The organism is Halobellus marinus, from assembly GCF_032113415.1.
GTDB classification, from domain to species: domain Archaea; phylum Halobacteriota; class Halobacteria; order Halobacteriales; family Haloferacaceae; genus Haloquadratum; species Haloquadratum marinus.
In genome coordinates, this window is the sequence record NZ_CP134946.1 from 1,233,146 (window position 1) to 1,247,884 (window position 14,739).

Below are 14,739 nucleotides of genomic sequence, written 5' to 3' on the forward strand. Positions count from 1 at the left end.
TCGTCACCGTTTCTCGACGGCCCGGTCGGCGTGACTGACACTGCGGACGACGCCACCAGCGACTGCACCGATCCCATTGACGGCCGCGTCCGTGACGCTCCCCGAGCGCGCGGCGACGCCGGTCTGCAGCAGTTCGACGGCGCCGCCGGCGGCGGTCGCGACAGCGACGACGAGGATCGCGGTCCGGACCGTGCTCCTGCCGCTCTCCGCTCGGTCCTCGTCGATTCCGTCCACGAGAAGCCACGCGAGGACGCCGTAGGCGACGACGTGGGCCAGGGTGTAGCCGCCGATACCGACCGGGACTCCGGTGCCGGCGTCTCCAGCCGCGCTCGCGGCACCTGCCAGGGCTGTACCTACTGCTGCGGGATCGACGACCGACGCCAGCACGACGACGACGAGCCACGCGGCGGCCGCGCGGCGGGCGCGCCGCGGCGACCACGGGCCCCCGAATCGGCCGCGTGACATTACCGGAATTCGCTCACAAACCCGTTCAGCATCGCCGCCGCGGACTTCCGGAGCGACGGCTTCGTGAGTTCGTCGACCTCCGATCCCGTGAGCTTGAAATCGAACAGCGCGAGGTTCTCCGCGAGGTGCTCGCCGTCGCTCGTCTTGGGGATCACGACGACGTCGCGGTGCTGGGTCGCCCACCGGAGGACGATCTGTGCGGGCGTGCGGTCGTACTCGGCGGCGAGTCGTTGGACGGTGTCATCCTCCAGCGCGACGCCCCGGGCGAGAGGGCTGTACCCGGTGAGAAAGAGTCCCTCGTCCTGGCAGTATCCCAGCATCCCGCGCTGGGGTTTGTACGGGTGAAACTGAACCTGGTTCGTGACGACCGGAGACGTCGCGGCGTCACGGGCGCGTTCGAGGAAGACTCGCGGAAAGTTGCTGACGCCGATGTGGTTGACCCGCCCGTCGTCGACGAGTTCGTCCATCGCCCGCATCGTGTCCTCGACCGAGACGATCGGGTTCGGCCAGTGAAGCAACAGGAGGTCGACGTAGGGAGTATCGAGCCGTTCGAGGCTCTCTTTCGTCGAGCGAAGCAGGGCGTCGTGGCCGGCGTTTCGCGGCGAGACCTTCGTCGTCAGAAAGACCGCGTCCCGGTCGACGGCCGCGTCGGCGATCGCGCGCCCGACCTCGGTCTCGTTTTCGTACATCTGCGCGGTGTCGATGTGTCGGTATCCGAGTTCGAGCGCCCGCGAGACCGTCTCGTAACACGATCCGCCCGTGAGCTGCCAGGTCCCGAGTCCCACTTTGGGCACGCGCGCGCCGTATGCTTCGGCGTACTCCATCTCGACGTCTCCTTCGGCCATAGGTCCCGTTTGGACCCCGCTGCCGAGAACGTGTCGGCGGCGGGCCGGTATGTGCTCGCCGCTGTGGACGTGTCTGTCGTGCTTCCGGCGTTGCGACTCGCCGGTCAGTTCTCAAAGAGAACACTTCAGAGATCTGCCGGGGTCGAACCGGGCTCGCGTGCCCGGTTCACCGTCAGTCTCCGTTCAGTACGCGGGATCGCCGCGACCCCTTACAGTCGTTCGAGGTTCGTCGCACGCGGACCCTTGTCCGCCTGCTCGATGTCGAACTCGACTTCCTGTCCCTCTTCGAGGTCGGGGCCGCCGATGTCTTCCATGTGGAAGAAGACGTCCTCGTCCGCGTCCTCGGTGGAGATGAAACCGTAACCGCCCGTGTCGTTGAAGAAATCAACCGTGCCGTTTGCCATTGCGCTCGTATCGACGCCCTGCCGGGGCATAACTGTTGTGCGGCACTCGCTACCACGGAACTTCATCCTGACTGCTGTCCTTTTCACCGGTGCTCGACGCGACGGCCGCTCACCCGAAGAGCCGCTCGAACAGGGAGCGCTCGTGTGGTCGCTCGGTCAACAGCACGGAGCAGTCGACGTCGTTGATGACGTCGATGTGCAGCGAGTCGGTCAACAGCCGCGAGAGCAGCCCCCGTTCGGTGGCGCCGAGGATCAACAGGGTGTGGTCCGCCGCCGCCCCTTCGATTGCTGCCTCGACCGTCCCCGTCTCGACGAGACGTTCGGCGTCGGTGAGGTCGTGATCGAGCGCCCACTCCTCGAGGAACTGCTCGCCCGACTCCCGTTCGGCGTCGCTTCCGACGACATGGAGGAGCGACACCGCCGAGCCGACAGCCGACTGGAGCAGCTGTACGACCTCGGCGCTCAGGTCCGCGTTCGGGCCGCCGTAGGTGGGGAGCAGGATCCGCGAGGCTTCGAACCCGCGATCTCTGACGACGAGGAAGTCACACGGGAGCTGGTTCGTAAGCTCCGCCAACGGACGCTCGGCGCGCGCGTCGCTCCACAGGCGGTCCTCCTCCCAGCCCAGCAGGACCAGATCCGACTCCGTCCGCCGGGCGGCGTCGAACACCTCCTCGAACGAGCGGTTCGTCACTGTCATCGACGTCTCGAACCTCACGTCGTAGCCGCTGGCCGTCTGGCGAATCGGAGCCATCAGCCGTTCGGATTCGGCACTGATCCGCTCCCGCTGTCGGCGACTCGGCCGCGAGGGCTGGTAGCCGGGCGTCTGGACGACGTGGACCGCGTGCACTGTCGCGTCGTCCCGCGCACTCGCCAGCGTACACGCCACGTCGACGAGATTCGACTCCGTCCGCGGGTTCGCGATCGGGACCATAATGCGGTACTCGTCACCCCGCGAGAGCGCCCGTTCCGAGGGATCGAGGATCGGGACGTACGACCGGCCGGCGAACGGGCCGAACGCCCACTCCCGTGGCGTCAGCCGCCGCTCGATCCCCGCAAAGCGGGCGGATTCGAGGCGGTCCTCGCTCGTCTGGAAGTAGTTCACGAGCGTGACGAGCGTGATCCCGCCGAGCGTGTTCCCGATGAGCACTGGCAGGACGAACTCAGTCAGGCCGACGACGGCCCCGATCTCGCCGTGGAGCAGGAGATAGAGCGTCTCCGAGAAAGAGACGACGACGTGGAAGAGACCGCCCAGCGGGATCGCCAGGAAGGCCAGGTAGGTCACGACGATGCGGGAGATCGTATCGCGGGAGCTGAACCCGACCCAGACGACGCCCGCGACGATGAGCCCCGCGAAGACCGCCTTGAAGAACAGCGGCCACCAGCCGGTCTCGAAGGCGCCCTTGCGGGAGATCGCGAGCGCCTCCGCGGCGGCGGCCGGGTCGAACACGCCGCCCCACACGAGGACGAGCGTCCCGACTGCGCCGCCGGTGAAGTTGCCGAGGAGGACGATGCTCCAGTGCCTGAGTAGCGTCGGCAGGCTGGCGATCCGTTCTAAGGTCAGCGCGACCGGCGGGAGCGTGTTCTCCGTGTACAGCTGGTAGCCCCCGATGATGATGTAGATGAAGCCGAGCGGATACAGGAGCACGCCGAGGAGCTTGCTGTCGGTCGCCGCCGACAGCGATGCGTACAGCAGGAAGGTGATGCTGATCGCGAAGCCGGCGGCGATGCCGCTGAAGAAGAGTTCCCGGCCCGAGGAGGTGACCTCCTCGTCGGCCGCGGCGATGATCCGCTGGAACACCTCGTCGGCGGAGAACCGATCCCGGACGGCCTCGCCGACGGCCGGCGCGCCCATCCGCGAGCGCTCGACGGCTTCACGGACCGACTCGTCGAGATCGGCCTTGTCCGGATACGGCTCGCTTTCGCCTCGGTCTCCCGGCTCGGTCCCCTCGTCCCGCTCCGAGTCGTCCATCGGTCTCTCCACCGAGACGTGACGACTTTATACTGGTGTCTGTGGTCGCCCGTCGGTGCCGGTGAACGGCCGCGGCCACTCGTCGCGGTCCGCCGTCACCGGCGGCCGGTCGCGCCCGCCGCCGTCTACCCGTCGGGATACTTCGGTTCCCGCCGCTCGGCGCGGGAAAGCGCCCGGGCGACGACGTCGCGGACGGAGTCGGAGTCGCCGTCGGGATCCGCTCGATAGACGTCGCCGTGGCCGGCGTACAGTTCCGAGACGGTCTCGGGCAACCGATCCAGCAGCGTGTCGAGACTCTCGATGAGCCGTTCTCTGGACTGGCCGGGGTAGTCCGTCCGCCCGAAACTCCCGTCGTCGAACGCGCCGTCGTTGTAGACGACGACGTCGCCGCTGAACACGCGCGTCTCGCCGACGAAGGAGACGTGGTCCTCGGCGTGGCCGGGCGTGTAGACCACCTCGTAGGATTCCCCGCACATCTCGACTGTCTCGCCGTCGGCGAGGCCGCCGGTTCGACGCGGGTGGTCGCCGTAGGCGTACAGATCGGCGTCGAAGCGATCCAGGACGGCGTCGAGTTCTTCGACGTGATCGCCGTGCTGGTGAGTGAGATAGACTGCCTCGAGATCGTCGACGTGTTCGGCGATGACGTCCTCGACGCCCGGCATCGTGCCGGCATCGACGAGCGCAGGGGAGTCGCCGGCCAGCAGGTACGCGTTGCAGGTGAACTCCGTTGCACCCTCCGTGACAGTGTGAATCTCCATAGAGAGTCCGACGCCGGCGGCGACGAAAAAGCCTCGGCCGGTGGCAGCGACGAAAAAGCCTCGGCCGGTGGCAGCGACGAAAAAGCCTCGGCCGGTGGCAGCGACGAAAATACCTCGAACGACAGCGGCGGCGACACGCCCCGTGCATTTTTATCGCTTGCTGTACTATCTTTCTCTGTATGGGATTTGGGAGCTACGATGAGTCCGAACAGGAGAACCAGGACTTCGACACCGATCTCGAAGACGACGACGGGGTCGCGACCTCCCAGACGGACCACAAGGGGGACGTCGAGTTCGAGATCGGCGCGTCGAACGACGAACTTCTCGACCGACTGAAAGACATCAAAGAGGAGTAGGGCCGCGGTGCGTTCGGAACTGCGGAGCGAAACAGCACACGGACTTAACCGGTGGTGAAACCCGGAAAACGGGCGCTCGGGATTGCTGAATCGACCAACGAGGAGAGCGGTCAGTGTCTCTTCTGCGGCGCTGTCGTCCGCGCGGACCGCGCAGCCGACGGCTTCGCCTTCGCGACCGCGACCGTCGGCGCCCTCGACGCCACAGACGCCGTCTGTCGGCTCCTCGATCGACTCGACCGGGCGGACGTCCGCTACCTGCTCGTGTCCGGGGTCGCCCCGGCGTGGTTCAACGTGCTCGACCTGTCCCGACTTGCCGAGCACGCCGACCGCCCCGTCATTTCGGTCTCCTACGAGGAGAGTCCCGGGCTGGAGGACGCCTTGCGGGAAGCCTTCGACGGCGAAGCGCTCGATACTCGCCTCGCCCTCTACGGGCGACTCCCGCCGCGGCGACGGCTCAGCGTGAACGACGAGACGCTGTGGGTCAGAAGCGTCACACCCGATGGCGACGACCGGGAGATGGCGCACGACGAGGCCACGCGGATCGTCCGGGCCTTCACCCCGACCGGCGGCCGTCCCGAACCCCTTCGGGTGGCTCGACTCGCGGCCCGCGGCGCCCGGGCGTGGGAGAGTGCCGACGGCCACGGCACCGGCGCCGCCGCTCCCGACGGGACCGGCGACGACGACACGGCCATCGACGACGCGGACCGTCACGGGTAAGTCGCGCCCGTCCGCCTCTCCGATATGACCGCAGAGGACGACGGCCCGGTGTCGGGCACGTCGCGGGCGGGAGACGACGCCACGGGCGACGGCACGAAGGACGACGCCGCGGACGCTGCCACTCGGGATGACGCCACGGCCGACGATGCGATGGACGGACTGGCAGTGACAGCCTGCGAGCGCTGTCCGGACCTCGTCGAATCACGCTCGCAGATCGTCAACGGAGTCGGTCCGGCGGACGCGGAGTTGATCTTTCTGGGCGAGGCCCCCGGCAAAAACGAGGACGAGGAGGGCGAACCGTTCGTGGGCCGCTCCGGGAGCATCCTCGACGACGCGCTCCGCGATGCGGGCCTCGACCGCGCCGACGTCCGGATCACGAACTGCGTTCGCTGTCGGCCGCCGGAGAACCGCGATCCGACGACCGAGGAACTCGGGAACTGCCGTGGGTACCTCGCAGCGGAACTCGCCGCGATTGATCCCGAACTCATCGTGACGCTCGGGAAGGTCCCCTCCGAGCACCTGCTCGACCGGTCGGTCGCGGTGACGAAGGAAGCGGGCGACGTCGCCGACGTCCGACTCGGCGGCGAGCCGTTTCGCGCGCTCGTCTCCGTCCATCCGGCGGCGACGCTGTACGACGGCAGCCAGCGGGAGACCTTCTTCGAGACGATCGCACGGGCGGCCGAGATCGCGGGAATCGGCGCAAGCGACGGCGGCCAGTCGAGCCTCGGCGACTTCTGACCCTCGGTGTCGCCACCGAGTCCCGTCGCGGTCCCGACTGGGGCGAAGCCCGACGGTGTCGGAAACGACTTGACCCGCCGTCACGAAGCGGTCGTATGAGCGCTCAGACGGTAGCGGACGTCGTCCTCGTCGACTACGGCCTCGGGAACCTCAGGAGCGCCCAGCGCGGCCTCGAACGTGCGGGCGCGTCGGTCTCGATCACCGACGATCCGGCCGACTTCGCGGCCGCCGACGGCATCGTCCTCCCGGGTGTCGGCGCGTTCAGCGAGGGAATGGAGAACGCCGGGCCGTTCCGGGAGCCTCTCGCCGAGGCGGCCGAGCGCGGTCAGCCGATCTTCGGGATCTGTCTCGGGATGCAGATGCTCCTCACGACCAGCGAGGAGGCCGACCACGCGGGGCAGGGCGAGGTCGAGGGCCTCGACTTCGTGCCCGGCACCAACGTACGGTTCGAGACCGACCTGAAGGTTCCCCATATGGGCTGGAACGAGCTCAACGTCGAACGCGAGCACCCGATTGTCGAGGGCGTCGACGGGGAGTACGCGTACTTCGTCCACTCGTACTACGCCGATCCCGAGGATCCGGACGCGGTCGTCGCCTCGACCGACTACGGCGTCCGCTTTCCGGCGGTCGTCGCAAACGAGGACGGCACGATCTTCGGGACGCAGTTCCACCCGGAGAAATCGGGCGAGACAGGGTTGCGGATCCTCCGGAACTTCGTCGAGTACTGCGCCGATCGGTGAGTGCGAGCGGGGACGACACCGACCCGTATCAGTACTCTCTGACGTCCTCGAAACGGCCGTCGTAGGCGACGTGTCCCGGATGCGTCGGCTCGGTCCCGGACAGGAACAGGCGGTCGATCTTCTTCCAGGAGTTCTCGTAGCCGAGGTGGGCGAACTCGGCGATGCCGCGAGCGGCGTGGCGTGCACCCTGGCGGCGTAGCACCCGTCGCGGCGTCCCCCTTTTGAACGCTGCGACGATATCGGATTCGCTGCCGATCTCGCGGTCGAACGTCGTCCACACCTCGCCGACGCTCCCGAGGAGATGCGCGTACGACGAGCCGAATCCGGGAAGGCCCGCCTCGTCAGCGAGTTCGCGGGCGCGGCGGTTCTGTTGCGGATACGTCTTGAAATTGTGCGTCTCGACGGCGTCGATCCGCTCGACGTTCGCCCGGATGGTCTCCCGGTTCAGACTCACGTTCAGAAACCCCGGGTGCGGGACGAGGACGGCGGCGTCCTGCCGCTCGAACTCCGCGAGGGCTCCCGCCAGGCTGATGAAGTCCGGAACCGGTTCGGAGAGGCCGATCGCCAGCACGTGCTGACGGTTCCGCCAGGTCCCGGTGAACACCTCACGGGCGGGGACGACGAGCAGGTCCTCGTCCGAGAAGCGCTCTGCGCGCCTGCGGATCTCCGACAGTCGCGTAAAATGCGGCGCGTACACCAGCGCGTCGAGGCCGCGATCCTTCGCTCGGGCGACGACGCGCTCGTTCAGGAGTTTCACGTGCGGATCGATGCGGGTCGCATCCACCGGATCCGGTCCGGTCCGCGTCGATGTCGCCGCGTCCGAGCGGCCGGTCGACGCCGCCACGGCCGTCTCGTCGGTGGACGTCGTCCCCGCTTCGGACGCGGCCGTGTCGGTCACGTAGGTCGATCCGGACGGCCGCGGGTTAGTGGTTTCTATTTCCCCACGTCTGCGGAACCGTTTTGTCACCGCTGTCCGTGCGTTCGGGTATGTCCCTGTGGAAGTGCGGCATCGACGGCTGCGAGGAGCGCTTCGAGGAGGCCGAGGCCGCGGTCATCCACCAGACGGTCGACCACGACCGCCACGAGTGCACTGTCTGCGGCAGCGTGGTCCCCGACGGGTACTTCGCGATCCGTCACGCCTTCGAGGAGCACTCCCGAGCGGAGTACGTCCGCGCCTACGACGCCGACTCCTCGGCCGTCCGCGTCCGCGAGGAGATCAAGGCCGCCATCGAGGACGAGGCCGACCTCCACTCGGTGGTCGAGGAACTCAAGCGCCGCGACGCGCTGTGAGGCTGCCGGTCATCGTTGCTCGCCACGATCCTTCCTGGAAAACCCCGTTCCTGAGCGAGAACGACCACGCCGCAGGGGCTGCGTGCTCGGAGCCGCAAAAACGCCACTACTGTGTCTCGCTGCGACAGCAGGACTACCGTTCGTCGCTGTCGAGGACGCGAATCTGGTCGCCGCGGACGGTGACTGGAATCGGCACTGTCGCTTCGTACAGTTCGACGGTCACCTGATCTTTGGTCTCGTCGATCCGCTGGACGCGGGCCTTCTCGCCTTTGAACGGCCCGGCGATCAGTTCGACGATGTCGCCCTCGGCGATGCCCTCCACGTCCGGCGTCGGCGAGAGGAAGTGTTCGACCTCCGCCATCGAGGAGCGGCCCGCCTGGTCGCCGCTCTTGACGAGGCCACGAGCGTGTGGGATCTCCTCTAAGGCCCGTGTGATTGCGGCGTCGTTGTCGGCCTCGACCATCACGTAACTCGTCAGCGAGTCGGGGGCCAACACCGCGTGGATCTCTTCGGCCTCGCGGTTCGCGATCATATCGGCGACGGTTCGCTCCTGGCTGGCGGTGGTCTTCACCGAGAAGATCGGCACTTCAGACACCCCCCGGGAGGAAGCTCATCACCGCGTAGATGAGAAAGCCGAGGAACCCAACGAGAAAGATGCCGGCGCCGGCGATGAGGCTGACCTGTGAGAACTCCTCCCACGAGGGCGTGCTCGCCTTCTTCAGCACCGCCACGTAGCTGGCCAGATCGTACTTGACGTCCATCGTTGTTGAGCGATAGGACGCCGGGCTTTTTCTATCTATTGATACCGCTACCGGTGGATGCGGTGACCCGACACGGGGGAGCCACAGGTCCGGAAGGGAGGGACCTGACGGCGAACGCGACTTGATACTCTCGGTGAAAAAGAATGAATAAAGACGGCAACGGCCGGGAACGTAGGGATCGGTACGCTATTCGACGTAGTCGATCTCGGCGCCGCCTTGTCCCTGCGGCGGGGCCTGCGGTTCCGGCTGTGGTTCGTCGTCGCTGCGGCCGTAGATCTGTGGGGATTCGACGCCCGTGACGACGATCATCGTTCGCATCGTGCCATCGATCTCCTCGTCGACGGAGGTCCCCCAGATGATCCGCGCGTCGGGGTCGATCCGGTCGTAGATCTCCTCGACGACGCCCTCGGCCTCCTCGATGCTCATATCCGACCCGCCCGTGACGTTCACGAGCGCGGAGTTCGCCCCGGAGATGTCGACGTCGAGCAGCGGCGAGCGCAACGCGCTCTTGACGGAGTCTTGGGCCTTGGACTCGGAATCGGATTCCCCGAGACCGATCATCGCGACGCCGCCCCGCTCCATCACCGTCTTCACGTCGGCGAAGTCGAGGTTGACCAGGCCGGGCTTGGTGATGAGTTCGGTGATGCCCTTCACCGAGCGCATCAGCACCTCGTCGGACACCTTGAACGCCTGCCGGACCGGGAGCTTCCCGACCGCATCGAGCAGTCGGTCGTTCGGGACGACGATCACCGTGTCGGCGACGTCGCGGAGCCGCTCTAAGCCTGCCTCGGCGTTCGTCCGCCGCACTTCGCCCTCGGCGGTGAACGGCGTCGTCACGATGGCGATGGTGAGCGCGCCGACCTCCCGGGCCGCCTTGGCGACGACCGGCGCGGAGCCGGTGCCGGTTCCACCGCCGAGCCCCGCCGTGACGAAGACCATATCGGAGCCGTCGATGGCGCCGTAGATCTCCTCTTGTGATTCCAGGGCGGCTTCCTCGCCGACCTGCGGCAGCGACCCGGCCCCGCGGCCCTGCGTCTTCTGCTCGCCCATCAGGATCTTGGTGTCGGCTTCGATCTCCACGAGGTGCTGGACGTCGGTGTTGGCAGCGACGAGCGTCGCCCCCTCGATGCCCTCCTCGTGCATTCGGTTGACGGTGTTGCCGCCGGCGCCGCCGCAGCCCACGACGGTGATGTCCGTCTGTAAGTCGACGAGAACTTCCTGCAGTTCCTCGTCGGTCATCGTTCCCGTCGGGGGCGCGTCCCCGTCTTCGGGTCCGTCGACGGCGTTCCCATCCCCCGTCTCCTCGGCCTCGTCAATCGCGTCGTCGACGATGGAGTCCATTGTCTGGGGACTCCTACCGGACACAGCCTAATTATCTTTCCCCCTTTCGTCTGACGCGCGTCTGACGCTGAGGCGGGTGTTTTCGGCAGTTTCAGCGAAATCCGGGCGATCGAGATTCACGCCGAACCGGCCGTGGGTTCTCAGATCTGAGATCGACCCGGATTCGGATCGGGGCTCGTCTCCCCACCCTCACACCGGAAACCGTACTGTCTCCTCGACGCTGACCTCCTCGGGCGTGACCGTCCGCCCGTCGACATCGACCGCGTCGCCCCCAGCGAGTCGGCCGAAGGCCGGGCCTTCGGGGACGCCCGCCTCGGCGGCGGCCGCCGGATCGAAGGTCTCGCGGGTCGCGACGATGGCCGCCGACTCGCGGACGACCTCGTCGTACTTCGTCGCCAGCACGTCCGCGAGTGCGTCGACGACACCATCCAGCGCCGCGGCGTCGGTCACGGCTGCGCGGCCGCGGGGCTTCGTCCCGCCTTCGACGGTCTCGAATGCGAGCACTCGATCACGCAGCACCGCTAGCGTCGCCTCCTGGTCGATCCCCGACGCCTCCGCGAGGAGGTCCGTCGGCAGCGAGACGACCTCGAATTCGTCGAGGGCGTCGGCTCCCGCCCCTTCCGCCGGCGTACCGAACCGAAGCCCGTCGTCGACGGGCCCGAGCGCGTCTTCGAGTGCAGCGACGAGTGCGAGGTCCACGCCGCTCGTGGCTCGCAGGAACGTCTCGTCGACGACCCGGTGGCCGAGATCCTCGACGACGGCCGCCAGTTCGGGGTTGTCGCCGACAAGGAGCGCCCGCGACGCGGCGGACTGCTCGAAGGCCCGCTCGATCAGGTCCGCGTTGGCTTCGGGCGCGCCCATCGCTCCCAGAACCCAGTCGGCGGCGACGTGACCCACGCGCCAGTCTGTCTCGCGGACGATCCGCTCGAACTCCGGCGCGTAGTGGCCGCCCCCGAAGCCGACGACGTGTCTGCGCGCCTCCGGCGCATCCGGAGCGATCGTGTCTCGGCCACCTCCATCCGCACCTGCGTCGGGCTCGACACCCGAGAGTTCCAGTACCGACTGCGCCACGGCACGAGCGCCCGCGGGGTCGTTCCACTCGGACTCGCTGCTCCCGAGTTCGACGAAAAGCGAGGGCGCGCCGACGTCGCTCGGGCCGTGGTGGGTGCACTCGACGCCGACGTCGTAGCCCTCGGGCGCGTGACGGTCGAATGCCGCCACGACCGCTCGCTGGACGTTCGGGCACGCGCGGGCGAGTTCGCCCGGTTTGCCGCCGTACTCCGCCGGCCCGAAGTTCCCGGTGAAGTGCGCCGTCAGCAGCGGGCCGGTGTCGCCCGCGTGCCGCGAGAGGAACGCGACGAACGCGGGCGGTTCGGAGAACTCCACGGCGACGCCGTCGAGTTCGAGGTGCCAGTCCTCGAAGGTCCGGAGCTCGAAGTCGCCGTGGCGGTAGTGCACCTCGGCGTCGCTGCCGGTCGGATCCGTCCGCTCGTCCCACTCGGCGAGCGACCGGAGTTGTTCTCCGATGGCGACCGAGGCGTCGTCCGCCCGACTCACGACCAGTCCGATCACGGACGGGAGTGGTCGCCGCTCGGTATAAAAACTCTCGGAGCGGGTCGCGGCGGTCACCCCGGCCCGCAGAAAACGTCCCGGTAGTGATCTACGTCTCGCCGGGTGCCAGCCCGGGGACGATGCGGGAAGGGTTCGCGGAGAAGGCCCGTCGCATCGCGTCCTCGGAGACGTCGAGGGTGAGGATCTCCATCACGCCGACGCTGGGGTGGATCTCGGGGGCGCCGCTGCCGAAGAGCACGCGGTCTGGGTGTTCCAAGAGCGCGCGTTCGAGGACGTCCCGGAACCGGACGCTTCGGGTGTCGAGATACAGCTGGTCGTACTGTCCCAACAGATCCATCGCATCCATCATCAGGTCACGGTCCAGCGGATACCCGCCGAACCCGCCGAGGACGATCGGGAGGTCGCGATCGAGGAGCGTCTCGGCGGCGGCCGACGGCGGGAACGACTGGCCGCCGTTGACGACGAGCGGGAGTCCGACGTCCTCCAGGCGGTCCAGGGTTTCCTCGTCAGGGAGTCCGTCTTCGGCCGGCGCGAGCGTGAAGCCGTGGAACCGGTCGTCGTACGCGTACTGCTCGATGTCCTCGGGACTAGCGTGGTGGCGCTCGCGCGAGGCGGTGAGGTTCCGCAGCCGGGCCGACGCACGGGAACTCGGGTCGCGGGGGCCGTCGACCCGCGCGAACGCCAGAAACGGCCGGTCGACGCTGAGGCGGGCGACGGCGTTGTTCGCCTGGAGATAGCCCTCACCGGCGGGTGCGCATCCGGGCGACGGCGAGACGACCGCCCTGACGACGCCCGCCTGGTGGAGTTCCCGTTCCAGCGCCTCGGGCGTCGTCTCCCGTCCCCGGGTCGCGACCTCCTCCTCGTCGCCCGGTTCCAGGCGCGCGTGGAGGTCGACGACCCTGAACCCGTGGTTCAGTTCGAGCATCGTCGAACACTGTCGTGGCGACCTAAATAGTAGTAGCGCTTGTCGGAGGAATATTGCCCCCGCCGCCGGCGCTACGTTGGCGGCCATTTTCCCATACCGAAGCTGGTAGTATCAGGGAAATCTTGCGGTATAAGCGGAGATCACGAAGGAGTGCCGATCCGGACACTGGCGTCAGGAGATCTGTAACGGCCGTTAAGCCCGAAATATATTTATAGAATCCCTGGCTTATTCCTCTATGGAGTATCATAAGTATGTCGACACGTATGCAACCGCTGTACGTCCTTTCCGAGGATAGCGACCGGACCAGCGGGCGGGACGCCCGCGACTCGAACATCCGGGCCGGCAAAGCCGTCGCGAGCGCGGTCCGGACGACGCTCGGTCCGCGCGGGATGGACAAGATGCTCGTCGACACCTCGGGGGACGTCGTCGTCACCAACGACGGGGCGACGATCCTCCAGGAGATGGACATCGAGCACCCCGCCGCGCAGATGATAGTCGAGGTCGCGGAGACCCAAGAGGAAAGCGTCGGCGACGGGACGACCACGGCGGCCGTGTTGACAGGCGAACTCCTGCGCCGGGCGGAGGACCTGCTCGACGACGACATCCACCCGACGGTGGTCGTCGAGGGGTACGACGAGGCAGTCGGGCTGGCACAGGAGGCGATCGACGACCAGACCCTCGCTGTCGAACTCGACGACGACGTGCTGGCGGCGGTCGCCGAGTCGTCGATGACGGGCAAGGGGACCGGCGACGTCGCCGCGGACGTCCTGGCCGACGTCGTCGTCGACGCGGTTCGTGCCGTCTACGAAGCGGGCGAACCGATCGCCGACGACGACGTCCGGATCCACACGCAGACCGGGGCATCCTCCTCGTCGACCGAACTGGTCGAAGGGGTCGTCGTCGACGAGGAACGCCTCCACGACGGGATGTCGCGGACCGTCGAGGACGCCACTGTCGCCGTCATCGATACGAAACTCGACATCCGCGAGGGCGAGGCCGACGCGGAGTACACCATCTCGTCGGTCGAGCAGCTTGAGGCTGCGATCGACGCCGAGGACGAGGAGCTCCGCGGCTACGCGACGGCGTTTGCCGACGCCGGCGTCGACGTCGTGGTCTGTACGAAGTCGGTCTCCGACCGCGTCGCAAACCACCTCACGAAGCACGGTATCCTCGCGTTCGAGAATGTCAGCAGCGGGGATGCAAGCGCCGTCGCGCGAGCGACCGGCGCCCGACAACTCGGTGACGTGCGCGACCTGACCTCGTCGGACTTCGGCCGCGCCGAGCGCATTTCGATCCGAACGTTCGGGGACGACGAACTCACCTTCGTCGAGGGCGGTGACGCCGCCGAGACTGTGACGATCCTGCTCCGCGGCGGGACAGAGCACATCGTCGAAGAACTCGAACGCGCTGTCAACGACGCCGTCGACGTGACCGTCGCCGCGATCGAGTCCGGCGGCGTCGTGCCCGGGGCCGGGTCGACCGAGATCGCGATCGCCGAGCACCTCCGATCGGCCGCGGCCGGGATCGACGGCCGCAAGCAACTGGCCGTCGAGGCCTTCGCCGACGCGGTCGAGGCGGTCCCCCGGACACTCGCGACGAACGCCGGGATGGATCCGATCGACGCCGTCGTCGAACTCCGCTCGACCTTCGACAGCGAGGGCGCGGCCGGCGTCATCGCGACGGGCCGGACTGGCGAGATCGGGGATCCGATCGCCGCCAGGGTGTTCGATCCCGCGGCGGTGAAGCGCGACGCCGTCACCGGCGCCAGTGAGGCCGCGACGATGATCATCCGCATCGACGACGTCATCGCCGCGAACTGACGCCGACCGCGATCGCAGCCGGCCTGACGCGGACCGCG

At 67.7% G+C, this 14,739-nt stretch carries 17 protein-coding genes; 6 read left to right on the plus strand and 11 right to left on the minus strand.

The annotated features are described in order from the left end of the window. Positions 1–3 precede the first annotated feature (3 nt). From RJT37_RS06320 to RJT37_RS06340, 5 genes are all read right to left on the minus strand, one after another. A complete protein-coding gene (locus tag RJT37_RS06320) occupies positions 4–465 on the minus strand; it encodes a VanZ family protein (RefSeq protein ID WP_313688720.1) in 462 nt (153 codons plus the stop codon). Next, a complete protein-coding gene (locus RJT37_RS06325; RefSeq protein WP_313688722.1) occupies positions 465–1,310 on the minus strand; it encodes an aldo/keto reductase in 846 nt (281 codons plus the stop codon). The genes RJT37_RS06320 and RJT37_RS06325 overlap by 1 nt, the downstream gene beginning before the upstream one ends. A 209-nt stretch (positions 1,311–1,519) precedes the next feature. Beyond that, positions 1,520–1,714, minus strand: a complete 195-nt coding sequence (locus tag RJT37_RS06330; protein WP_311171390.1) for a cold-shock protein — start codon at positions 1,712–1,714, stop codon at positions 1,520–1,522. Between the two features lie 109 nt (positions 1,715–1,823). Next, complete coding sequence (locus RJT37_RS06335) at positions 1,824–3,683, minus strand: formate/nitrite transporter family protein (protein ID WP_390209010.1); 1,860 nt, start codon at positions 3,681–3,683, stop codon at positions 1,824–1,826. A 125-nt stretch (positions 3,684–3,808) separates the two neighbouring features. Further along, a complete protein-coding gene (locus RJT37_RS06340; protein WP_313688723.1) occupies positions 3,809–4,441 on the minus strand; it encodes an MBL fold metallo-hydrolase in 633 nt (210 codons plus the stop codon). A gap of 179 nt (positions 4,442–4,620) precedes the next feature. Between RJT37_RS06340 and RJT37_RS06345 the strand changes: the two genes are divergently transcribed. From RJT37_RS06345 to hisH, 4 genes are all read left to right on the plus strand, one after another. Then, positions 4,621–4,797, plus strand: a complete 177-nt coding sequence (locus tag RJT37_RS06345; RefSeq protein ID WP_311171388.1) for a DUF5786 family protein — start codon at positions 4,621–4,623, stop codon at positions 4,795–4,797. A 54-nt stretch (positions 4,798–4,851) separates the two neighbouring features. Next, entirely contained in the window at positions 4,852–5,514 is a 663-nt protein-coding gene (locus tag RJT37_RS06350) for an endonuclease dU (RefSeq protein ID WP_313688726.1), read from the plus strand. Positions 5,515–5,664: 150 nt separating this feature from the next. Next, a complete protein-coding gene (locus tag RJT37_RS06355; RefSeq protein ID WP_313689889.1) occupies positions 5,665–6,252 on the plus strand; it encodes a uracil-DNA glycosylase in 588 nt (195 codons plus the stop codon). A 95-nt stretch (positions 6,253–6,347) separates the two neighbouring features. Continuing rightward, positions 6,348–6,992, plus strand: coding sequence for an imidazole glycerol phosphate synthase subunit HisH (hisH, locus tag RJT37_RS06360; RefSeq protein ID WP_313688728.1), 645 nt, complete (start codon positions 6,348–6,350; stop codon positions 6,990–6,992). Positions 6,993–7,020: 28 nt separating this feature from the next. Here hisH and RJT37_RS06365 read toward each other — a convergent pair whose 3' ends face one another. Then, positions 7,021–7,776, minus strand: coding sequence for a PHP-associated domain-containing protein (locus RJT37_RS06365; protein ID WP_313689891.1), 756 nt, complete (start codon positions 7,774–7,776; stop codon positions 7,021–7,023). Positions 7,777–7,979: 203 nt separating this feature from the next. Between RJT37_RS06365 and RJT37_RS06370 the strand changes: the two genes are divergently transcribed. Beyond that, positions 7,980–8,282: a DUF7565 family protein gene (locus tag RJT37_RS06370; protein WP_313688730.1), complete on the plus strand. Its 303-nt coding sequence runs from the start codon at positions 7,980–7,982 to the stop codon at positions 8,280–8,282. Between the two features lie 133 nt (positions 8,283–8,415). Here RJT37_RS06370 and RJT37_RS06375 read toward each other — a convergent pair whose 3' ends face one another. The 5 genes from RJT37_RS06375 to RJT37_RS06395 form a co-directional block, all read right to left on the minus strand. After that, positions 8,416–8,868, minus strand: coding sequence for a transcription elongation factor Spt5 (locus RJT37_RS06375; protein ID WP_311171453.1), 453 nt, complete (start codon positions 8,866–8,868; stop codon positions 8,416–8,418). Between the two features lies 1 nt (position 8,869). After that, positions 8,870–9,043: a protein translocase SEC61 complex subunit gamma gene (locus RJT37_RS06380; RefSeq protein ID WP_311171384.1), complete on the minus strand. Its 174-nt coding sequence runs from the start codon at positions 9,041–9,043 to the stop codon at positions 8,870–8,872. A gap of 186 nt (positions 9,044–9,229) precedes the next feature. After that, entirely contained in the window at positions 9,230–10,384 is a 1,155-nt protein-coding gene (gene ftsZ / locus RJT37_RS06385) for a cell division protein FtsZ (RefSeq protein ID WP_313688732.1), read from the minus strand. A 189-nt stretch (positions 10,385–10,573) separates the two neighbouring features. Next, positions 10,574–11,956, minus strand: coding sequence for a D-aminoacyl-tRNA deacylase (locus RJT37_RS06390; protein WP_313688734.1), 1,383 nt, complete (start codon positions 11,954–11,956; stop codon positions 10,574–10,576). 88 nt (positions 11,957–12,044) lie between these two features. Continuing rightward, complete coding sequence (locus RJT37_RS06395) at positions 12,045–12,881, minus strand: amidohydrolase family protein (RefSeq protein ID WP_313688736.1); 837 nt, start codon at positions 12,879–12,881, stop codon at positions 12,045–12,047. Between the two features lie 251 nt (positions 12,882–13,132). On the opposite strand from RJT37_RS06395, the gene thsA reads away from it, so the two are divergent. Then, a complete protein-coding gene (gene thsA / locus RJT37_RS06400) occupies positions 13,133–14,701 on the plus strand; it encodes a thermosome subunit alpha (RefSeq protein WP_313688738.1) in 1,569 nt (522 codons plus the stop codon). The last annotated feature ends 38 nt before the right edge of the window (positions 14,702–14,739 follow it).